Here is a 21691-nt window from a genome sequence, read left to right as displayed (position 1 = left end):
TAAGAGCGGGTAGTAAAAACCTCGGGCAGCGTCCCAGCGCCGCTCGCGTCGGAACTGCAGACCGTTACGAGCGCAGTTCGGAGACGTCGAAGACCGGCTTGCAGGTCCCGCCGTTGACGAACGACTCGAAGGCCTCGTCGGCGTCGAGCAGCGAGAACCGGTCGTCGACGAACGTCTCGGCGTCGACGTCGCCGGTGTCGATCAGCCTGAGCGCGTTCTCGAAGTCCTCGTAGGTCGAGGCGTAGGAGCACTGGAGGTCGATTTCGGCGCGGACCAGCGGCGAGTACTCCATGGTCGTCTCGCCGGTCTGGCCGACGAGGACGATCTGGCCGCCTTTCCGGACCTCGTCGACCGCCGATGGGAGACCGGACGGATGGCCGGTGGTGTCGAAGACGGCATCGTAACCGATGCCGTCAGTGAACGCCTCGCGACGCGCGTCGACGTCGTCCTCCGCGACGTTGATCGTCTCGAAGCCGAGCTCCTCGGCCAGCGGCAGGCGGTAGTCTGCGTCCGGGCCGACGCCGGAGACGACCACCTCGCCGCCCTGCGCGCGCGCAATCTGCGCCGTGAGCAGGCCGTTGGACCCGGTCCTTCGACGAGGACGCGGTCGCCCGCGCCGACCCGCGAGTTCTCGACGACCGCGCGAGCGCCGATGCTCGTCGGTTCGACCATGGCGGCGTGCTGCTGTTCGACGCTGTCGGGAACCGGATGGAGCGCGTCCTCGGGGACGGCGATGTACGGCTCGTACGCTCCGTCGTGGTCGACGCCGGTGATGACGGCGTTCTGGCAGACGTTCTCCTCGCCGATCTCGCACTGATAGCAGTCCCCGCACCCGCGGATCGGTCGCTCGACGACCCGGTCGCCCACGTCGAACTTCGTGACCGCGTCGCCCACCTCGACGTGCTCCTTGAGGGCGGAGAGGAAGACAGCGACGACGGGTTCCGGACACTGTACGCACCCCCCACTGGTCGCACGGAATGAACTGATCGCAAACCGCGCTATCGGCGGTCATATTCGTCAGCAATCCACGCACTGACCGATTGTTTTATATGATCTGCGCGGAGCAGTACGCAATTGTATGACAGACGCTCACATTACTGTCCACACAGAGGCGGGTATCGACCGCATCGAGCCCGAACTCCACGGTCACTTCTCGGAACATCTCGGGCGTTGTATCTACGACGGAATCTGGCACAGTCAGGAGAGCGACGGCGAGGGGTTCCGCGAGGACGTCGTCTCGCTGCTCGACGACCTCGACATGCCCGTCCTGCGCTGGCCGGGCGGCTGTTTCGCCGACGACTATCACTGGGAGGACGGCATCGGTCCGCGCGAGGAACGCCCGCGCCGACGGAACCTCTTCTGGTCGCAGGACCGCTCCGAAGCGCCTGAGGAACCGAACGCCTTCGGCACCCACGAGTTCCTGAACCTCTGTGAACGCATCGGCACTGAGCCGTACCTGGCCACCAACGTCGGCTCCGGCGACCCCCAGGAGGCGGCCGACTGGGTCGAGTACGCCTGCTACGACGGCGACACGGAACTCGCCGACCGCCGCCGCGAGAACGGCCGCGAGGACTCCTGGGAGGTCCCGTACTGGGGTCTCGGGAACGAGAACTGGGGCTGTGGCGGCCAGATGACGCCCGAGCAGTACGCCCGGGAGTACCGCCGGTTCGCGACGTACGTCGGGTCCATGGACAACCTGATGGTCGACCACGACATCGAGCTGATCGCCTGCGGCTTCGAGAACCACGCCTGGAACCGGCGGTTCATGGAGGAGATCGGGAACACGAACTGGGGCGTCGAGTTCCCGCTGGACCACCTCACGCTGCACCACTACTACGGGCGCACGATGTCCGTCGCGGAGGCCGACGAGGAGCAGTACGACGCGTTCCTCGCCGAAGCCCTCGAGATGGACGAGCACGTCGAGCGCATCGCTGCGGCGATCGACGCCGTGGCGACCACCCGCGACATCGGCGTCATCATCGACGAGTGGGGGGCCTGGCACACCGAGGCGGTCGCCGAGAGCGGCCTCGAACAGCCCGGCACCGTCATCGACGCGCTCTCTGCCGCTGCCGTCCTCGACGTCTTCAACCACCACAGCGACGTGATGACGATGTCGAACATCGCCCAGACGGTCAACGTCCTCCAGTGCCTGGTCGAGACGGAGGGCGACGAGGCCTGGGCGCGGCCGACCTACCGCGTCTTCGACCTCTACGCCCCGCACAAGGGCAACGAGGCCGTCCAGACGTCGGTCGACACGCCCACCCGCGACGTAGCGGACGAGGAGCTGCCCCTGATCCATGCCTCTGCGTCCGTCGACGACGAGACCTACGTCACCATGACCAATCTGAACACCCGCGGGACCCACACCGTCGAGATCGACGTCGAGGACGTGGACGCGACGTCTGCAGACGTCGACGCCGAGGTCCTGTTCGAGGGCCAGGAGCCCGACCTAGCGGTCGACGCGAACAACGCCGACGAGTTCACCGCGGACGAACTCGACGTCACGGTCGAGAGCGAGACGCTGACCGTGGAACTGGAGCCCTCTACCGCAGCCGCTATCTCCCTCGAGTAGACGCGCACGGCGTCCCGTCCCGATCCGACCCCGGCCCGCCGTCAGTCACGGCCGGGTGACGGATTCGAAACACGCTGTCTGGATGACTGGGCCGGCCGGAGGCCCGTTTTGGCCGCCCTTTTCCGCTCTATACCTTGACGCCCTTGAGCTGCGGGCTCCTCACAAGTGGATGGTCGTGACATAACGGAGATGTGAGTCTGTCCCGCCCGTCTCGGATCAACCGACGGTATCGAACACCACTGGCCAGTGTTGGCGTTGCACGCACCTTCAAGTAGCAATGACTCGATGTCAAAGTGAGACATGGATCTAGATATCACGGACCGTAGTGCGCTCGTGACGGGTGCCGGACGCGGGAACGGGAAAGCCATCGCCGAGGAACTCGCGGCCAACGGCGCGACCGTCGTCGTGAACGACCTCGACGAGGAGGCAGCGGCGTCGACGGCCGAGTCGATCCGGGATTCGGGCGGCGAGGCGATCGCTCTGACCGCGGACGTCTCGGACAAGGACGCCGTCGAGTCGATGGTGGCCGAAGCGACCGAGGAGGTCGGCACCATCGACGTCCTCGTCAACAACGCCGGCGTCGGCCAGTCCGGACCGTTCCTCGCGCGGGATAGCGACGACCTGTTCGAGCTCAACCTCGACACCCACCTGTGGGGCTCCATCCACTGCACCGAGGCCGTCGTCGACGGGATGGTCGAGCAGGGCTACGGGAAGATCGTCAACATCACCTCGATCCACACGAAGAACGGCGTCGGGATGTCGCCGGAGTACGACGTCGGCAAGTACAGCCTCCTGGGGCTGACCAAGAGCCTCGCGCTGGAACTCGGCCGCGAGGGCGTCCGCGTCAACGCGGTCGCGCCCGGGTGGGTCGACACGCGGATGACGGACGGATTCTCCGACCGGACCGTCGAACAGATCCTCGACCTGAACCCGCTCGACCGGTTCGCTCAGCCGGAGGAGATCGCGGACGCCGTGATGTTTCTGGTCTCGCCAGCCAGCGACTACGTCAACGGGCACGAGCTCCGCGTCGACGGCGGCCAGGTACCGATCGATAGCTGGAAGCACGACAACCGCTAAAAATGAGCCAGTTCGACGACCAGACGAGGCGAACTGTCACCCTCGACGGCGAGTGGTCCTTCCTGACTGATCCGGAGGGCACCGGTGAACAACGCGGTCTCCAGGACCCGGACCGGCCCTGGTCGAGCGAGGCCGAGAGGGTGACCGTTCCCCACGCGTGGCAGGACGACGAGGCGCACCGCGACTACGTCGGCACGGCCTGGTACCGGACGACGGTCGAGTACGACGGCCGCGGCGACCGTGTCTTCCTTCGCTTCGGGGCCGTCGACTACGAGGCCACCGTCTACGTCGACGGCGAGGAAGTGGGCACGAACCGCGACGGTTACCTCCCCTTCGAGGTGGAGGTCACGGACGCGATCACCCGGGGTGAGACCGTCGTCGCCGTGAAGGTGACCGACCCGGCCGATCTCGGCGAAATTCCCCACGGCAAGCAGGGAGAGCCGTGGTACACCCGCGTCAGCGGCATCTGGCAGTCCGTCACGCTCGAGTCCCGTCCCGATGCGTTCGTCTCAGACGTGCAGGCGACGCCCGACCTCGACGAGGACGCCGTCGCTCTCGAGCTGTCGGTCGACGGCCCGACCGACGACGTCACCGCCTCGGTGGCGATACGGAGAGACGGGACCGACGTCGCGGCGGCGATGTGCCCCGTCGAGGACGGTCGGGGCGAGTGTACCGTCACCATCGACGACCCGGCGTACTGGACGCCCGACGATCCGGAACTGTACGACGTCGTCGTCGACCTCGAGGCGTCCGGGGACGTCGTCGATACCTACGAGGACTACTTCGGGATGCGCAGCGTCGCGACCGACGGCGAGCGGCTCTACCTCAACGGCGATCCGCTCTACGTCCGCGGCGCGCTCGATCAGGCGTACTATCCCGATACGCTGTACCGCCCCTTCGAGGACGACCTCTTCGAGTACGAGATCAGGACGGCCAAGGAACTCGGGTTCAACATGCTGCGGAAGCACATCAAGCCGGCCCACCCCGACTTCGTCGAGGCGGCGGACCGCCTCGGCATCCTCGTCTGGGAGGAGCCGGCCAACCCCGACTACTACACCGAGCAGTCGAAGGAGGAGGTAGGGGACCAGATCCGGGGGCTGATCGACCGCGACTACAACAGCCCGAGCGTCGTCGCCTGGAGCCTGTACAACGAGGAGTGGGGGATCGGTCTCGACCAGGAGGACTACTCCGACCACGAGGGGCGGCTGTGGAACGACGAGGAGAAGCAGGCCTACCTCGCGGAGCTGTACCGCGAGACGAAGCAGTACGATCCGACCCGGCTGGTCTGCGACAACTCCGGCTGGGCCCACGTCGCGACCGACCTCAACGACTACCACGAGTACTTCGTCAGCCCGGATCGCGCGCGGGCCTGGGACGACTACCTCGACGACATCGTCGCGAACCCCGGCGACAACTACGCGGTCGAGAACACGCCCGCCGAGGACGCGCCGATCCTGATCTCGGAGTTCGGGACCTGGGGCTTCCCGGACCTGCCGAAGCTCCGCGAACACTACGGCGGCGACCCGACGTGGTTCTCCCACGACTTCCTCGCGGACCCGCTGAAACGACCCGAGGGCGTCGACGAGCGCTACGAGGCGACGGACTTGCCCGAGGTCTTCGACGGATACGAGGACCTCGCGGAGACGTGGCAGCGGCGCGAGTCGGCCTCGCTCGAGGGCGTCATCGAGTCGATGCGGACCCGCGACGGCGTCGCCGGCTACGTCGTCACCGAGTTCTCCGACATCGAGTGGGAGTTCAACGGCATCCTCGACTACCTGCGGGACGAGAAGCCGGGCGTCGTCGACGAGTTCGCCGCCGTCAACGACGACCTGATCGCCGTGGTCGAACCCTCGCGCCACGCCGTCGCCCCCGGCGAGTCGGTCACGGTCGACGTGCACGTCGTCAACGACACGAACGAGCCCGCCGAGGGCACTCTCGAGTGGGCGGCGCTGGGCGACTCCGGTCTCCAGTCAGTCGCGGTCGACGGGTTCGGCACTACCACCGTCGCCGAGGGGATCGAGGTCGTGGTACCTGTCGATGCCCGAACGGGACACCACGGGATCGAAGTCACGTTCGAGACGGACGAGCGGACCGTCACGGCAGAGGAGCCACTGACTGTCGTCGATCCCGGGGACGCGGGCGACGTGACGGTGTACGCCGACGACCCGCTGGCCGGTCGTCTCGCAGAAGCCGGCGTCGACGTCGTCGACGACGTCGCACATGCCGACGTCGCAGTCGTCCAGGCGATGGACGACGCTGTCTCGGGGTTCGTCGAGGACGGCGGCAGCGCAGTCCTCGTCCCCGGCGAGGACGGCCGGATGGCGGTTGACGGCTACCGCGAACTGCCCGCCGCCGAGAGCTGGAACCTCGTCGCATCGCTGCTGTACCAGGACAGTGACCTCGTCGCCGACCTCTGTCCGGACGCCCGCGTCGGCTGGGCGTTCGAGGACCTGTTCCCCTACGACCTGGTCGACGAACTCGACGAGGGCGACGAGGTCCACGTCGGTTCCGTCGAGGGATGGATCGCCAACTGGGGGAGTCCGCTGGTGGTCCGCGAACGGGGCGACGGAGCAGTGTGTCACTGTACCTTCCGCGTGACGGACGCCTACGGCGAGCACCCGACGGCGACGGCGCTGGTGAACAGGCTCGTGAAGACGCTGTAGGAGAATCGGAGTGCCGGGTTACCGCTGACTGCCCCACTCCTGATGCGCCGGTTCGATCTTGCCGGCGAGATCGGTCGGATCGACCGCGAGGACGTAGTTCCAGGGTGTCGTCGGGGAGGACGCTCAGTCGGCGTGTGGCCGTTCGCCGCCGACGTGTTTCCGTTCGCTCGCGATCGGCACGGCGACTACGAGCGGGCCGTGGCGGACGGCGACGGCTGGGGGACCGACTGACGGTCGAGACGGGACCACAGATTTATTTGGTAACTACCCGTGTGGGATGGTAACACGAGCGTCGGGGCCAGTCATGAACAGGGACGACTCAGAGCAGAAGGAGCGACGGCGGACGGCGTCAGTAAACGGCACCAGCACACAGGACGGCGGCCTCAGTCGACGACGGCTCCTCCGGACCTCGGCCGCGGTGAGTATGGCCGGCCTCGCTGGCTGTAGCGCACTTGAGGCCGGGCGCGATCCGTGGCCCGGACCCGGGGACCACGACTGGACCCCGGCTGAACCACCGCTCGCGACCCCGTGGTTCGAAGCGGTCGATCCGGAGGACCCCCACGCAGAGTATCCCCGACCGCAACTGGTCCGGGACCGCTGGCGCCACCTCAACGGCGTCTGGGGGTTCGAGGCCGTCGACGAATTGGGCGATCCACCCACCGAACGGGGACTGGAAGTGGGAATCCTCGTCCCGTTTCCCGTCGAGTCGGCGCTGTCGGGAATCGCCCGGGAGGAAGACCAGATGTGGTACCGCCGCACCTTCGAGGTCCCCGAGGACTGGGACGTAGGAGACGACGAACACCTCCTGTTGCACTTCGAGGCGGTCGACTACGAGGCGACCGTTTACGTCAACGGCGAGGAGGTCGGGAGTCACGTCGGTGGCTACGATCACTTCGCGGTCGACATCACCGACGCGGTCAGCGACGTCCGCCGACAGGAGCTTATCGTCGGCGTCGCCGACGAGACCGAAGAGGGGCAGACGCTGGGCAAACAACACCCCAACGACGGGCCTATCTGGTACACGCCGACCTCAGGCATCTGGCAGTCCGTCTGGATGGAACCGGTGCCGTCTCCGCACGTCACGGGACTGGACACGACGCCGGACCTCGAGAACGAGCGGCTCGCCCTGACCGTCGACGCGACCGACGCCGCTGCGGATCTGACCGTCGAGGCGACCGCGAGAGCCGACGGGGAGACGGCCGCGACTGCGACAGGTGCGCCGGGCGAGGAACTGTCGCTCTCGATTCCCGACCCCCAGACGTGGTCGCCCGAGGACCCGTTCCTCTACGACGTGACGGTGCGGCTGCTCCGGGACGGCGAAGCGGTCGACGCCGTCGAGAGCTACTTCGGGATGCGCTCGATCGGCTACGAGGAGATCGACGGCCACCAGCGGATGACGCTCAACGGCGAGGTCTCCTTCGCCCTCGCTGCGCTCGACCAGGGGTTCTGGCCCGACGGGATCTATACGCCGCCGACCGACGAGGCGCAGATCTTCGACCTGGAAAAACACCGGGAACTGGGGTTCAACACGGTCCGCAAGCACGTCAAGATTGAGCCGCGGCGGTGGTACTACCACGCCGATCGGCTGGGGCTGGTCGTCCACCAGGACATGCCCTCGACGGCCGACTTCACGGGCACACCCGAGGGCGAGCGGCGCGACCAGTTCGAGACCGAACTCCGGGCGATGATCGACCAGCTCGGCAACCACCCGTCGATCACGGCGTGGGTACCGTTCAACGAGGGGTGGGGGATCTACGACGCCGAACGGATCACCGAGGCCGTACGGGAACGGGACCCCGAGCGGCTGGTCAATCCCAACAGCGGGGCGAACGTCGACGGCGGCGACTGCGAGTGCGGTGCCATTCTAGATTTCCACAACTACCCCGGTCCCGGACCCGCACCGCCGACCGACGACCGGCTCTCCGTGATCGGCGAGTTCGGCGGTCTCGGCCTCGCGCTAGACGGCCACGAGTGGGGATCGGAGAGCTACTCCTACGACGCCTACTCCTCGCCGGCGGAACTGACCGAGGCCTACGTTGGGAAACTGGAGCTAACGCGATTATTCGCCGGGCAGAGCGGACTGAGTTCGGCAGTGTACACCCAACTCACAGATGTCGAGACGGAGAACAACGGCCTGCTGACCTACGACCGGAAGGCAGTGAAGCCAGACGCCGACCGGGTCCGCGAGGCCAACGAGGCGTTGATCGACGCTGCAACGACTCTCGATGACGGAGACGGACCGTAGGACCGGCCGGAACCCGTCGACTACTGGTCTTGCCGGCGAGGGCGAGGCCCCAGCCGACCACGCCGACGGGTCAGACGGAGTAATCTCGGGGTATCGCGCAGACCGTGGGACAGTCGGGCCGAGCGCGCTCGTCCGACGGTCAGATAGACGACGAGGCCGCCGCCGAGCCCGTCGATCCTGGGCGCTATCGGACGAGTAGATCCGGGATAGCGAGTTCGAATTCGCACCCGACCGCCGAGGCAGTCCGGCGCGGGACGTCCCCAGTGTCGGATAGCACCTCGATCCCCGTCTCCGTGACGAGGATCGTGTCCTCGGTCTTGGCACCCTCGACGGTCGGATTCCAGCCGTAGGCTGTCGGGAGTTCGACGGGCGCGTCGTGGTCGGGCGTCGCGATCCACTCCCGCGATGCGTAGCCGAGCGCGCCGCCCTGGTGGTGGTTCTCCCACTCGGCCCCGTAGCCCAGTTCCTCGTACGCCGACTGGATCGCCTCGAACACGTCGCCGGCCGTACCGCCCTCGACCCCGGTGCGCTGCGTCGCGGCGGCCACGGTCGCCGCGACCCTGGAGACGTCCGCGTAGCGCTCCTCGAGCCAGTCAGGAGCGGCATCGAACGCGACCGTTCGCGTGACAGCCGCATTGAGACCGCTGCGGGCGCCGACGACGGTCAGGACTACGTAGCCGCCGACTTCGGTGTCAGTCGGCGTGAAGTGCCGGTAGCGCTGGACGCGATCCTCGCCACCGACCAGAACCACGGGCGACTCGATCCGACGCCGCTGGAGTGCTCGGTGGAGGTCCGCGGCCAGTTCGAGCTCGGTGTCGGACGGAGCGGCGTCCCTCGCGACCGCCTCGACAGCTTCGGCCGTCTCGCGGCCCAGCGCCCGATAGCGCTCGACGTCGCCGTCGGTCAGCGGCTGGGTCAGGTCCGATCGCTCGATCCGGTCGAGGTCGCCGCAGGCGAAGTCCGCGGCCGCCGGCGTCGGCGCGATCTCCGTGACCGCCTCCTCGACGCCGCTCTCGTGCCACGGGTACTCCACGAGGCGAACGTCGGCCCAGATCTCCTCGTCGAGGAGTCGCTGTCCCTCGATGTTCGCCGTGACCACGGTGATCTCCGCACCGTCGTAGCCGGCGGCGGCGACGCCGGCCGCACCCTCCCGGGCGATCAGGTTGCTGCCACCGGTGAGCCAGGCGAACATTGGCGGCGTCCCGAACCACACCGATTCGAGGTCGTTCGTCGCGAGATACGCGTCTAACCGGTCGAGTTTGGCCTGTTCGGTCATCTGCTCGTCTCACTAGAACCGTCTTCCCGTCACCCCTTAAAATTGGTCGCGTGCCGCAGGCGAGCCGACGGTCGGTCGACCCACGGTGCCTGTCTCGGTCAGACGTCGATGGCGTCGTCGATGCGCGCCCACTGGTCGTCGGAGAGATCGACGTCGACGGCCCCGACGTTCTCGTCGAGCTGGTCGACAGTACGGGCACCGACGATGGGGACGCAGGTGAACCGCTCGTGGTCCATCAGCCAGCGCAGGGAGACCTGGGCCGGCGTCGCGTCGACCTCCTCCGCGACTGCGCGGACCTCTTCGAGGACCTGCCAGGCCGCCTCGGCCACGTAGTCGGACTCGAACTTCTCGTCGATATCGGCGCGGGAGCCGTCGGGTGCCCTGATCTCACCGTCGACGCGCTCGTACTTGCCGGTGAGGAAGCCGCCGTGCAGCGGCGAGTAGGGGCACACTGCCAGGTCCTGGTCCTCGCACACGTCGAGGTACTCTCCGATGGGTTCCTTGTGCTCGGGCGGCTGGTCCAGGTCGTCGACGACCGGATCCCGGTACACAGCCGAGTACTCGGGTTGGGTGACGGTGAAGGCCTCGTAGTTGTTGACGTCGGCCTGCCAGAGGCCCTTGGTGAGCTTCCAGGCGTCGCACGTCGAGATGCCGACGTAGTGGACCTTCCCCTCGCTGACGAGGTCGTCGAGCGTCCGAAGCGTCCGCTCGATCGGCGTCCCGTCGTCGAAGCGATGCAGGTACAGAACGTCCAGGTAGTCCGTGCCGAGGCGGTCCAGCGACCCCTCGACCTCGGCGCGGACGTTCTTCCGCGAGAGGTTCTCCTGGAAGCGCGAGACCTGCGACCAGTAGCACTTTGAGGCGATCACGAAGTCCTCGCGATCCTGGTCCTCGAGCCAGTCGCCGATCCACGTCTCGCTGCGGCCCTCGCCGTAGCCGTTGGCCGTGTCGATGAAATTGCCCCCGCGCTGGGCGAACGCGTCCAGCAGTTCGTGGGCCTCCTCGCGGTCGGTCTCCATCACGCCGCTGTCCTCGTGTTCCAGCCCGAAGCGCCAGGTGCCGAAACAGATCGGTGAGACTTCGAGTCCTGTGGTGCCGAGTCTGACGTACTCCATGGAAACGCCAACGGCAGAGAGTGACTTAACAGTAGTTGGTAACACGGTTTCTTTATTCAGTTCTCGGCCTGAAACTGAGTAGGCGTCTCAGAGGGCTTCGAGGTCGCTAAAACAACTCGCCGAATACATGTCCGGTTTCTGGTGGTTCCGTTGGAATGTCGAGGTCGTACGGGTCGTCTTCGATGGCCTGGATCAGCCGTCCCGCAGTGAACTGCTTCTCCTTGCTCAGGTCGGCATCGAGCTCCTCCGCGCGCCGGATGTTCGCTGCCGTCCAGATGTTGTACATGTGGGCCGCGAAGTTGAAGTAGAACGTCCGTACCCTCGAATCCGGGGACGCCGATTTCGGGAGGAACTCCTCTTTGATCACGCGGAACCCGGTCTCGATGCCCCACCGACGCCGGTAGTCGCTGGCGAGTTCCTCCGGCGGCACCTCGCTTGGATCGAGGTTCGTGTAGAAGTACGTGTAGTCGTCCATCGGCTCATCGGGCTCCGATTTCCGACGTCGGGACTTCTTCTCCGACTTGATGCCCACCGCGTAGTAGTTGTCCTCGTCGAGGCCGCCGACGCCGTAGGGGTAGTACGACGAGTCCAGATTCAGCCGCCCCATGCCGTTCAGGAGGTGCTTGATGTCTGAGCCGGCCTTTCGGCCCTGCATCACCAGCTCCAAGTCGAACTCATTGACCGTGGAGATCGTGTCCTCGCTGTAGAACTCAGTCCCGGCGTCCAGGTAGACGCGGTGGAGGTCGAGGTACTGGCTTGCCAGCCGCAGGAGCCGTCGGACGTACTGCGGTGCCTCCGAGCGCTTCCTGACGGGGAGAACGAGCAGCACGAGCGGCGTGTCCGTCCCGACCAGCGAGAGCGTGATGTACTTCCACGCCCTCGCGTAGTTCCGTCCCGACTTCGTCCCGCGAACATACTCGTCCGCGTCTGGATCACCGAAGTACGGCCAGTCCGTGATGTCGATGGCGACCTCTGCCTTGTCAGGGAAGTAGTCGTACTCGTCATCGTCGGCGATCTCGAACAACGGCTCGTTCGCCTCCATGAACATCCGCGTGATCTCCTCTCGGGAGGACTTCCGGATGTGGTGAATGAGCGTCTGTCCGGTCGGAATCTCAGAACCGTCGTACCAGGGCTTGAGGTTGAGGTTCTCCGCCGCGTCGTTCACGAACTCGTTCCCATTCGCGGCAGCCACCAACACGCGCATCGACCCGTCCTTCGAGGCTTCGATACTGCCGTCCCGCTTCAACCGGATGTACTTGAACGTCTCCGACCGCAGCTCGCGCACAATAGTCTGTACCGGCGGGACGCCCTCACCGTCGGGCGCGATGGTTTCAGGCGTCGGCTCCCGCACCCAATCCTCGAACTTCGTCCCTTGCCACTGGCGCACGAGCGTCTCCGTCTCACTGGCGTAGAATGTGCGCTCCCGCGCGCCCATCCGACCGGGCATCCGATTCAGCGTAGACTGGCTCACCTTGTCCTCGATGTCCAGTTCGTTCTGGATGGCCCCGATCTTGAGCCGGTCTGCGATCCGGTACTCGGCGATGGGGGAGAGGTCGAGGTAGAGGTAGACGCGGGTGGCGTCGTTCCCGTCGAGTTTTCGAGTCAGGTCGTCGTTGTCGCCGGGCGACCAGTAGTGAGGAAACAGGCGTGTCGTCCCGATAGTGGCCGCGAGCGGGTTCGAGATGTCGGTATGTTCCATCCGCCGCCGAATCCGGCGTGCGTTTGAATCCAGCCGCTCCCACAGCGGCGGAATCTCGTAATCGGCCTCGTTGTACCTGTCGTCGTGCGTTTCAGGCCAGTAATCCCACGGGTCTGCGGCGGCCTTCTCCTCCAGTTCTTGCCGTCGCTCCCGGAATTCGCTGTCGAGTTCGCTGACAAACTCACGTCGCTCCGCTATTTCGCCGGGCGATTCCGGGTCGCGTTCGGCGTCTTCGTCCACGAGCGTAGATGTTTCTGATCCCTTTTAAATCATCCTGGTCAGAATGCGATGTCTTCAATTTCGGGATCAGTCGTCCTCGCAGACGACTTCGCGCAGTTCGCCGAGTAGCTCGGGATGATTCTCTTCGAGGAGGCTGATGTCCTCGGTCAGTTCTTCGTTGATCTTTCGCCTGATGCGCGAAACTGCTTGGTAGTAGCGGTCTGACTTCTCGTCGCTGTCCAGCAACTCGCGCTCAGTATCGGTGAGCATCGCTCTCCGTCGTGCCATATCTTGGTCGGATGGTTTTGGTGCCATTCCTATATATGGTAGTGTTCCCGCATTTGTAAAACTCCCACATTAGGCAACCTTCCCACAATTGGCAAAGAACTAAGTGGGTGGGTTCCCATACTTGTCAATAGGAAGCGCGGGAAGCCGGTCAGAAGTTGGCCGGAGCGTGTTGGTACCACGCCCGACCGCGCTTCGGAGCAACCGAAGCATGTCAATGAAGACATCCGCCGGACTTCAGACTTCCGGCACGACGAACGAATCGACCGACGAAGCCCGAATCGAAGGCCCGATCCCGGAGTTCGACAAGCACGGTGACTACACCGGCTACGACTACTTCCGGTGCACCGGCTGCGGCATCGAAGCGATGCGCCGCCGCGATCTCCGCGACGGCGGGTGCAAGTGCAACGGCGGGTGGTCATGATGCACCGTCGAACGTTCCTCGGCGCTGCGGCGGCGCTCACGACGCTCCCGACGGTCGAAGCGGCCAGCACCGACGACGATGCCCCGGACACGCAGGTGTGTGACATCTGTGACGCCGAGAAGCCCGCCGAGATGGTCGAACGGACGACCGTCGAAACCATCGCCCCGCTCGAAGCCGACATCTGCCGGGCGTGCCAGCACGTCCAGAACCACGAGATGGGCGACGGGCAGTGCATGCAGTGTGGCGACGACGTCTCGCCCGGCTTCTACTTCGAGGTGGAGTTCCCGCTCGGTGCCGCCGGCCTCCCCGGGATGCTCGCCGGCCAGCTGTGTGGCGACTGCGCCGGGTGGGTCGCCTGCGACATCAACTACAACGGCATCGACGCCGACGAAGATGCCAGCGACCAGCTGACCACCATCATCGACGAAGAGACGCGGCGGATGAACGAACTGGAGGGGTCGGAATGACGCTTCCCGACCCGACCGATGTGATCGCGCCGCGTGGCGACGATCTCCCCTACGAGACCTCGGACTTCCTCCAGGAGATGATGGAGGGCGCGTACCCGGACGGCGTCGTCCTGGACTACCACGGCCTGAAGCTGTACAGCCGGTGCCAGTACGAGAACGGCGTCCGCGTCTACGACGTCTACACCGCAGACGAGAACTACGTCGAAACGGTCAACCTCAACGCCTTCCGGACGATCACCGAGGTCGAACAGTTCCTTGACGAGATAGTGGCCTACGACCCGACCGACCGCGACGAGTGGGTGAGTAGCCGATGAGCAGCACCCCACTCCCGACGACGGTCGGCCAGCGCCACTCGGTCGGCGTCACGCCGGTCGGCGTGGACGTCGGCGTGAAGAACCTCATCGCGGCGGCCCCGGCGGACGGCGACGTGGAGTCGGCGTTCACCATCGAGGGTAGCCACATCCGGACGCGCCACGAGGCGCTCGTGGAAGCGATGCGGGCGCTCCAGGGTGCGAAGTTCGACAGCACCGAGGGACAGATCCAACTGTTCGCGGCGCTCTGGCACCAGATCCGCCCGCAGGTCTACGACGCGGCTGTCCGCGTTGTTCGGTACGCTCAGGAGTTCGCCGGGCCGATGCTGGTGCTCGAAGACCTGTCGTTCTGTGGGGCGTCGTTGTGGGAGCGGCGGACAGCCGACGACGTCGGGACGTGGTTGCTCCCGGCACTCCAGCACGCCATCGCGGTGAAGGCCCGCGACGCGGGTATCCCGGTGAGGCACGTCGATCCGAAGTACACGACGCAGCAGTGCCACGTCTGCGGCGAACTCGGTTCCGTCAGCCAGGACGCCGTGGAGTGCACTACCGAGGACTGTCCCGTCGGCACGGTCTCCCGGGACGAGAGCGCCGCCCTCAGTATCGCACAGCGCGCGAATCTCGCTGAACCAACTGAACTGACCTACTATGCAGATGATTGAAGACATCGACCGCGACGTGTTCGTGCGAATCCAGACCGACCTGCTGGTGGTCGGCGATAGCATCATGACCGACAGACACCACGCCTCGAACGGCAACTACGAGGACAACGATCCGCAGAACCAGATCGGCGGCATCATCCCGGCGTTCAGCCTCTCGGGCTGGCTCCGCCACGGGATGGAGAAGGCCATCCAAGAGCGCGGCGGCACCGCCTGTCACCCCGGCGAGGCCAACGCGAACTTCCGGAAAGACGGCGTCTACAACCGCGACCTCGACGCCGGGTACCACCCGAAAGGCGACTGCCTCGAAGACGACGACGGCAACGGGTGCGTAATTCTCGATCTCTTCGGAGGCTTCGGGAATCGCCCCGGGAAGGTGATGCGTCGCCCGATCAAGTTCTCGCCTGTCCGTTCGAGCGTGGACTACACTCGCGGGCAGGCAGAGGGCCACTACCGGCGGCTCAACCGGAACGTCGTCTCCCGGAACGAGGAAGACAACCGAGAACCGCTTCGGAACGCCGAACTGGACGCCGTCGCCAACCTCGATGGCTGCTGGCACCTCTCCTTCCGGGAGACGAAGCCCGAGTTCGTCGCGCTGCTCGCCGAGGCCATCGACTACCTCGACGCTCACAAGACCGACTTCATGCACCAGCTCGGCGGCGCGCGGAACTTCGGCGGCGGGATCGTGGACTGCGAGCTCGTGAATCCGCTCTACAGCGAGACCGAACTCCGTCGCGTCTTCGACCGAGGGAAGGGCAACACGAACAAGATGGACGACAAAGACGCCGAGTGGAGCGAGGAGTACCTCCCGGAGTTCGAGGCGGAACTCGTCGCTCGCGTGGAGGCTGAATCGTGACGGACGCGATGCTCGCCGCCTTCCGGCACGACGCCCACAAGTTCACCGGCGAGAGCCACGGTGACGCCCGCGAGGAGTTCGCTGGCGTTCCCGTGAATCAGTCGGTTCCCGAGGGCGCAGACGGCGATGCAGCGGCGCTCTCGCGGCCTCAGCAGAAGCAGGAGCAGACCGTCCCGACCCACGACGATCACTACCGGCTGTCCCTGCTCACCGGCGAGACCGCCTACGACCCCGGCGAGTTCTCACGGGCGACCATCGAGAGCGAAGTCAGCGACCTACTCGCCGTCGAACAGGCAGAGACCGCGCACGAGCGGTGGCTGGCGTCCGACGTCGCCGCCGCGTTCAACGAGTCGGTGTATCACCCGTACACGAGCCTGAAGTACCACACGCTGCTCGTGGCGGCGCTGCTGGACAACTACCAGGCCGGGAACGAGTTCCCCGATCTCCGGCTCATCGTCGATTCGGCGGGCGAGGTCGTCCCGTTCCGCACCGTCTTCGACGGCGAGCGCTTCGCGTTCCGCATCGACGCGAGCGCAGACGGGAATCCGTCGGCCCGCCTCGGGAGTCGTCCTGGCGGTCGTGGGCGTCGGCGTGGAATCGCCTGACAGCGCATCCGCTCGATACCGGCCACGACAAGTACGACATGACCCTCGATGCCAACCTTCGGCGGATGCAGTCCTGGAGTGCCGCGCTCCAGTACGTCGAAGACTACGCTGAATGGAGGCCCGACCGATGACGGCGATTCAGCAAGTCCTGTGGGAGCTGCGGATGGACTACATCGGCCACCCGTACTACGTCTCGGGGAACGCCATCCTGCACGCGCTCGGCCAGCACCTCGATCCCGAGACGCACGCGGCGGTGTCGGCCAGTCACGGCGTCTTCGTGCCAGGACAGTTCGGGACGTTTCCCGAGGAACACACGCAGTCGGGCATCCGCCCGTACCTCGGGAGCGGCCTGCCCGACGTCGAGGCCTACGACGACCTCTTCCTCCAGCGGGAGGCGATGCACCCGTGGCTTCTGGATACCCGCGCTCGGGACGCGCTGAATACGCACGATCTCCGCGTCCAGGGCGGCCACCCGGCGCTCGCCCACGAGACCATCATGGGCCGCCGGGAAGACCAGCGGAAACAGCAGCAGACGACGAAATGGTACGTTCACGCCTATCTGCATGCTGATGACCCGGCGGCACTCCCGCTCGGCGAGGATGTGCTGGAGGGCCTCCAGTTCGGCGGCAAGCGGAACTACGGCTACGGCGAGGTTCAACTGAAGGACACGCAGATGGTTGACCTCGACGAACTGGACTACTCGCGGCTCGAAGGCGCGGAGACGTACCTCATCGAACTCGTGACGCCGTTCGTCCTGGCGTCGGAGTATCCAGAGGCGAACGACCGCTCCATCCCGTGGTGGTGGGCCGAGAACCGCGACGATCTCCGGCTCCGCGAGGAGAAGATACTGGAGCAACGCGAGGTGTTCCGGCTGGAGACGGTCGATCACGGTCAGGTCGTGAAGTACCTCGGCGACCGCCCGGTGGAGACCGCGAAGAACGGCCTCCAGCGGGTCGGGTCTCACTCCCGATACGGCTTCGGAGAACTGCGGCTGAAGCCCCTCGGCGAACAGTATCAGGAACCTGAGGGAAAGGACTGATTACACTCGTGAGTGAATCCATGAACGACGGTGAATCGCCCGACAAAAATTCGCGGTGCAGACTGAATAAAGAAATCGTATTACCAACAACTGATAGTAGAAATTGCCCGCACTGACACACTCGAGGGGCACCCGGAGTGGCCATCGACGTGTAAATAGTTTCAATTTCTACTATATTCCAGGAGCGAGGGGGCCGCGAACTGACCGGCGTCGAACTCGATCGGCGAGGGCTCCTCGATGACGCGGAGGTCGTCGCGGCCGCGGGCCTCCTCGACTAGCGCCGGCGACGCGTACAGGCGCTGGAGGTGCATCGTGTCCGGGGCGCGGAGGACGCGCACCGTCTCCGGATCGACGATGCCGATCGTCGAGAGGGCGGCGACCATCCCCGCTCGGTCCGTCTCGACGACGGGCGGGAGCCGAACGCCGCGGATCGTGCTCGCGGTGAGCGCGTTGATGAGCGACGTCGACGCGTCCAGTTCGGCGGCCACGTCCGCGTGGACGACGTCGGCCGAGCCCATCCCCATCGCGTTACCGTGGGTGGCCTCGGTGAGCCCGCGCGTGTAGATGCGCTTGATGTCGGGCAGATCGGGCTCCGGTTCCTGGATCGCGAACGGCCGCCGGCCGATGACGTTCGTGTCCATCCCCTGGCCGCTGATCTCCTTGCCCTGGCGGTCGAACACGACGAGGTCGAGGTCGTCGAACGGGAGCGTCGGCATGATCTCGTAGGCCGTCTCCAGCAACTCGGCCTCGCGATCGAGGAACCCGCTCGGTGGGACGCCCTCGATCAGCGTCGTGTCGTCGCGCTGGTCCTCGAGGATGGCGACGCCGCCGACGACGGGCAGTTCGTCGAGCAGTTGTCCGGTGATCTCCGGGATCATGTTCCGCAGCGACCAGTCGACCGCCCAGTCGTGGGCGATCTTGGCGCCGCGCTGCTTGCCCATGCCGATGACGAGCATCTTCGAGAGCCCGCTCTCGACCGTCCCGTCGAAGTCGGTGTGGGGCTTGACGCGGTTGATCGGGACGATGGCGTCCGCCGCCGCTGCGTTCGCGTCGGCGACGACCGGGACGTCTCGTTCGGGCGTCCGGCCGACCTCGACGACGTCCATGCTCGACCGGATCTCGCAGCCGACCGTCGACTCGTCGACGCCGAGTTCGTTCAGCATCTCGCGCTGTCCCTCGGCGGTCGCGCCGCCGTGGCTCCCCATCGCCGGGAAGACGAACGGCTCGTAGCCGGCCGCGTCGACGGCGTCGACGACGCCGCTGACGACGGCCGGCAAGTTGGCGATGCCGCGGCTTCCCACGCCGAGAGCGACCTCGCCGCCCTCGGGTACGTCATCGAAGTCGAGCGATTCGACGGCCCGCGCCGCGTGTCGTTCGACGTCGTCAGTCGGTATCGGGTCGGTGTCCCACACCTGTTCGACGACGCCCAGCTCCGGGAGCGGCGTCTCGCCGCACGCCTCGAGGATGGTCTCTTCGGGGACGGCCAGCTGACTGGCCGGTGTATCGCTCGGATCGGGGTCCATACTGGAACATCAGTAGGTCTCCCAATAAGCGTGTCCGTCGGACGGCCACGCCGGCGGTGGTCAGTCCCGCGCTGCGACGGCCATGAGGTACCAGCCCTGACCGTACGGCGTCGTCGTCAGCGGCGCCTCCGGACCGCCGGGCGGTCTCGCGATCCGACGGACGGCGCCGCCCTCGTCGACAGTCCGGGCGACGGCCTCGACGGCTCGCGAGGCCGGGTCGGCGAAGCGCGACTCGTCGAGGATATCCCGGTCGACGCCCCGGTCGAACGCGTAAGCGAACATCAGCGTCCCGGACGACTCCAGCGGGGTGGCCGCGTCGTCGACGAGGTTGTGCCAGAACCCGCTGCCGTCCTGGTAGTCGAGCAGCGTCTCGCAGTGGTCCCGGAACAGGTCGACCAGCTCGTCGCGGCGCGGGTGATCCGCGGGCAGGCGCTCCAGCACGTCGGCGGCCGCAGCGGCGGCCCAGCCGTTCCCGCGCGCCCAGAAGGTGCCCTGCGGGTAGTGGTCGGGCTCCTCGACCCAGATGTGCCGGAAGAGCCCGGTCCGGTCGTCGCGCAGGTGAGTCGCGTGGACGAGCAGTTGCTCGACCGCCTCGTCGAAGGCCGCCGGCTCGTCGGCGGCGTCCGCGTAGCGAGCGAAGAAGGGGCACATCATGTACACCGAGTCGATCCACAGCGACTTGATGCCGGCCGCGTCCGGGTCGTGGTGGGGAATCCCGCCGGTCGCCGTCCGATCGAAGGACAGCAGCGACTCGTACTCCCCGGTCGCCGCGTCGAGGTAGCGCTCGTCGCCCGTCCGCTCGTAGAAGTCGAGGACCCCGTGGCCGATGGCGGTCGTGTTGTTGGTGTTCATGGCCTTCTTGGCCGTCAGCTCCCAGCTGGCCTCGTACTCGCGGCCGTGACTGAACACCTCGATGGGGTAGCTCGGGCCGTATCCGAGCTGGCCATCGTCGTCCTGCGTGGCGACGGCCGTGTCGACGAGCGACCGGGCGGCCTCGACGGACTCCTCGCTCCCCTCGGCGAGGAGTCCGTTGATCGAGACGCCGGTGACCCAGGACTGGCCGTCGACGTCGAGCGAGCGGAGGTGCGATGCGACGCGGGCCGCCGTGGACGCGGGGTCGACTGCTGACATCTGGGTGGTACGGAGTGCCACTGGAACGGGCAAAAAAAGTACTCGTCGTTCCGCGCGTCGCGATGCGCACCACCGCACAGTCGGGACTACTATGTGGACGTGTGTCTGACTCACCCACATGATGCCAGAGATCGGTTCGGTCGCGGATCCGGATCGTCGCCTCGCGCTGGAGTGCGTCGCCGCCGGGGTCCGCGCCGCGAAGCCAGCGACGGTGATCGGCGAGCGGGTGTCGATGGACGGCCCCGAACTCGTCGTCGACGGTCACCGGTACGACCTCGACGACTACGACGACGTGGTCGTGGTCGGCGGCGGCAACGCGGCGGCCACCGCGGCGAGCGCGCTCGAGGACGTGCTCGGGGACCGGATCGACCGCGGCGCCGTCGTCACCGACAACCCCACGGAGACCGATCGCATCGAGGTCTTGCCGGGAGATCACCCCGTCCCGAGCGAGCGCGGCGTCGAGAGTACGCGGCAGATCCTGGAACTGGCGGCGTCGGCCGGTCCCGGCGATCTCGTCGTCGCCCTCGTCACCGGCGGGGGCAGCGCGCTCATGCCCGCACCCGCCGACGGGATCGACCTCGGGGACCTCCAGACGACGACCGAGGCCCTGCTGGCGAGCGGCGCCGCCATCGACGAGATCAACGCCGTCCGCAAGCACTGCTCCGACCTCAAGGGCGGCCGGCTGGCGGCCGCCGCCGCGCCCGCGACGACCGTCGGCCTCGTGTTCAGTGACGTCGTCGGCAACCGCCTCGACGTCATCGCGAGCGGGCCGCTGACCCCCGACGAGACGACGTTCGCGGACGCACTGGGCGTCCTCGACCGGTACGACGTCGACGTACCCGACGCGGTCGACGCGCGACTCCGCCGGGGGAGCGACGGGGAGTACCCGGAGACGCCCGACGCCGGCGATCCCGCCTTCGAGAGCGTGTCCCAGCACGTCGTCGCCGACAGTCACACCGCGATGGACGCGGCCGCCGAGGCTGCGCGCGAGGCCGGCTACGACCCGCTCGTCCTGAGTTCGCGCGTCCGCGGCGAGGCAAGGGAGGCCGCGAAGGCCCTGGCCGGCGTCGCGGAGGAGTGCGCCGACACCGGGACCCCGGTTGAACCGCCGGCCGTCCTGCTCTCCGGCGGCGAGACCACGGTCACGATTCGCGGCGACGGCGTCGGCGGGCCCAATCAGGAGTTCGTCCTCAGCGCGGCGCTCGAGCTGTCCGAACCGGAGATCGTCGTCGCCGCCGTCGACACCGACGGCGTCGACGGTAACGCGGAGGCCGCAGGCGGGATAGCGACGAGTGCGACGGCCGAACCGGCCGACGAGGCCCGGGCCGCTCTGGACGACAACGACGCCGGGACGTACCTCGAACGGCGGGACAGCGCCGTCGTCACCGGCCCGACCGGGACGAACGTCAACGACCTCCGGGTGTTCGTCGTGCCCGATCGCTGAAGCGCGTTTCCGGCGCTCCGCGGGGATCGCTCTCCGCGACCGGGGGGTCTGAGGGACGCGCCCGTCGCTGGACCGTCGCCG

The 21691-nt window shown here is 66.7% G+C and carries 17 protein-coding genes and 2 pseudogenes; 12 read left to right on the top strand and 7 right to left on the bottom strand.

The features are described 5' to 3' along the window. Positions 1-64: 64 nt before the first annotated feature. Positions 65-900, bottom strand: a pseudogene (locus LCY71_RS20225) (zinc-dependent alcohol dehydrogenase); the annotation flags it as partial. A gap of 178 nt (positions 901-1078) precedes the next feature. On the opposite strand from LCY71_RS20225, the gene LCY71_RS20220 reads away from it, so the two are divergent. From LCY71_RS20220 to LCY71_RS20205, 4 genes are all read left to right on the top strand, one after another. Then, a complete protein-coding gene (locus LCY71_RS20220) occupies positions 1079-2572 on the top strand; it encodes an alpha-N-arabinofuranosidase (protein WP_225336371.1) in 1494 nt (497 codons plus the stop codon). A 300-nt stretch (positions 2573-2872) separates the two neighbouring features. Beyond that, positions 2873-3649, top strand: a complete 777-nt coding sequence (locus LCY71_RS20215) for an SDR family NAD(P)-dependent oxidoreductase (protein ID WP_225336370.1) — start codon at positions 2873-2875, stop codon at positions 3647-3649. A 2-nt stretch (positions 3650-3651) separates the two neighbouring features. Then, a complete protein-coding gene (locus tag LCY71_RS20210; RefSeq protein ID WP_225336369.1) occupies positions 3652-6312 on the top strand; it encodes a sugar-binding domain-containing protein in 2661 nt (886 codons plus the stop codon). Positions 6313-6616: 304 nt separating this feature from the next. Beyond that, entirely contained in the window at positions 6617-8557 is a 1941-nt protein-coding gene (locus LCY71_RS20205; protein ID WP_225336368.1) for a glycoside hydrolase family 2 protein, read from the top strand. Positions 8558-8741: 184 nt separating this feature from the next. Here LCY71_RS20205 and LCY71_RS20200 read toward each other — a convergent pair whose 3' ends face one another. The 4 genes from LCY71_RS20200 to LCY71_RS20185 all read right to left on the bottom strand — a co-directional run bounded on the left by LCY71_RS20200 (position 8742) and on the right by LCY71_RS20185 (position 13136). Then, positions 8742-9833, bottom strand: coding sequence for a M24 family metallopeptidase (locus LCY71_RS20200; RefSeq protein ID WP_225336367.1), 1092 nt, complete (start codon positions 9831-9833; stop codon positions 8742-8744). A 98-nt stretch (positions 9834-9931) separates the two neighbouring features. Beyond that, positions 9932-10948 (bottom strand): aldo/keto reductase, encoded by a 1017-nt coding sequence (locus tag LCY71_RS20195; protein ID WP_225336366.1) that lies wholly within the window; start codon positions 10946-10948, stop codon positions 9932-9934. A 106-nt stretch (positions 10949-11054) separates the two neighbouring features. After that, complete coding sequence (locus LCY71_RS20190; protein ID WP_225336365.1) at positions 11055-12887, bottom strand: transposase; 1833 nt, start codon at positions 12885-12887, stop codon at positions 11055-11057. Positions 12888-12953: 66 nt separating this feature from the next. After that, on the bottom strand, positions 12954-13136 hold the full coding sequence (locus tag LCY71_RS20185) for a hypothetical protein (protein WP_225336364.1): 183 nt from the start codon (positions 13134-13136) through the stop codon (positions 12954-12956). A 232-nt stretch (positions 13137-13368) separates the two neighbouring features. Between LCY71_RS20185 and LCY71_RS20180 the strand changes: the two genes are divergently transcribed. From LCY71_RS20180 to LCY71_RS20150, 7 genes and pseudogenes are all read left to right on the top strand, one after another. Further along, complete coding sequence (locus LCY71_RS20180) at positions 13369-13575, top strand: DUF8118 domain-containing protein (protein WP_225336363.1); 207 nt, start codon at positions 13369-13371, stop codon at positions 13573-13575. After that, positions 13572-14042, top strand: a complete 471-nt coding sequence (locus LCY71_RS20175; RefSeq protein WP_225336362.1) for a hypothetical protein — start codon at positions 13572-13574, stop codon at positions 14040-14042. The genes LCY71_RS20180 and LCY71_RS20175 overlap by 4 nt, the downstream gene beginning before the upstream one ends. Next, positions 14039-14356, top strand: a complete 318-nt coding sequence (locus LCY71_RS20170; RefSeq protein WP_007139981.1) for a hypothetical protein — start codon at positions 14039-14041, stop codon at positions 14354-14356. Before LCY71_RS20175 ends, LCY71_RS20170 begins: the two co-directional genes overlap by 4 nt. Further along, on the top strand, positions 14353-15015 hold the full coding sequence (locus tag LCY71_RS20165; protein ID WP_225336361.1) for a zinc ribbon domain-containing protein: 663 nt from the start codon (positions 14353-14355) through the stop codon (positions 15013-15015). Before LCY71_RS20170 ends, LCY71_RS20165 begins: the two co-directional genes overlap by 4 nt. Further along, positions 15008-15868 carry a hypothetical protein gene (locus tag LCY71_RS20160; protein ID WP_225336360.1) on the top strand — a complete coding sequence of 287 codons (861 nt, stop codon included), beginning with the start codon at positions 15008-15010 and terminating at the stop codon, positions 15866-15868. The genes LCY71_RS20165 and LCY71_RS20160 overlap by 8 nt, the downstream gene beginning before the upstream one ends. 8 nt (positions 15869-15876) lie before the next feature. Next, positions 15877-16604: pseudogene (locus tag LCY71_RS20155) on the top strand (DUF8168 family protein). Continuing rightward, positions 16586-17512, top strand: coding sequence for a hypothetical protein (locus tag LCY71_RS20150; protein WP_225336359.1), 927 nt, complete (start codon positions 16586-16588; stop codon positions 17510-17512). The pseudogene LCY71_RS20155 and the gene LCY71_RS20150 overlap by 19 nt, the downstream one beginning before the upstream one ends. Before the next feature lie 161 nt (positions 17513-17673). On the opposite strand, the gene LCY71_RS20145 is transcribed toward LCY71_RS20150, so the two are convergent. Both LCY71_RS20145 and LCY71_RS20140 read right to left on the bottom strand, forming a co-directional pair. After that, on the bottom strand, positions 17674-19035 hold the full coding sequence (locus LCY71_RS20145; protein ID WP_225336358.1) for a nickel pincer cofactor-dependent isomerase, group 22: 1362 nt from the start codon (positions 19033-19035) through the stop codon (positions 17674-17676). Between the two features lie 60 nt (positions 19036-19095). Further along, complete coding sequence (locus tag LCY71_RS20140; RefSeq protein WP_225336357.1) at positions 19096-20166, bottom strand: glycoside hydrolase family 88 protein; 1071 nt, start codon at positions 20164-20166, stop codon at positions 19096-19098. Positions 20167-20284: 118 nt separating this feature from the next. Here LCY71_RS20140 and LCY71_RS20135 point away from each other — a divergent pair, with 118 nt between their 5' ends. Further along, entirely contained in the window at positions 20285-21610 is a 1326-nt protein-coding gene (locus LCY71_RS20135) for a glycerate kinase type-2 family protein (protein ID WP_225336356.1), read from the top strand. Positions 21611-21691: the final 81 nt, after the last annotated feature.

The sequence above is a fragment of the Halomicrobium urmianum genome (assembly GCF_020217425.1).
GTDB classification, from domain to species: Archaea; Halobacteriota; Halobacteria; order Halobacteriales; family Haloarculaceae; genus Halomicrobium; species Halomicrobium urmianum.
The sequence above is the reverse complement of the archived record's forward strand: the minus strand, read 5'-3'. Positions and strand labels throughout refer to the sequence as shown.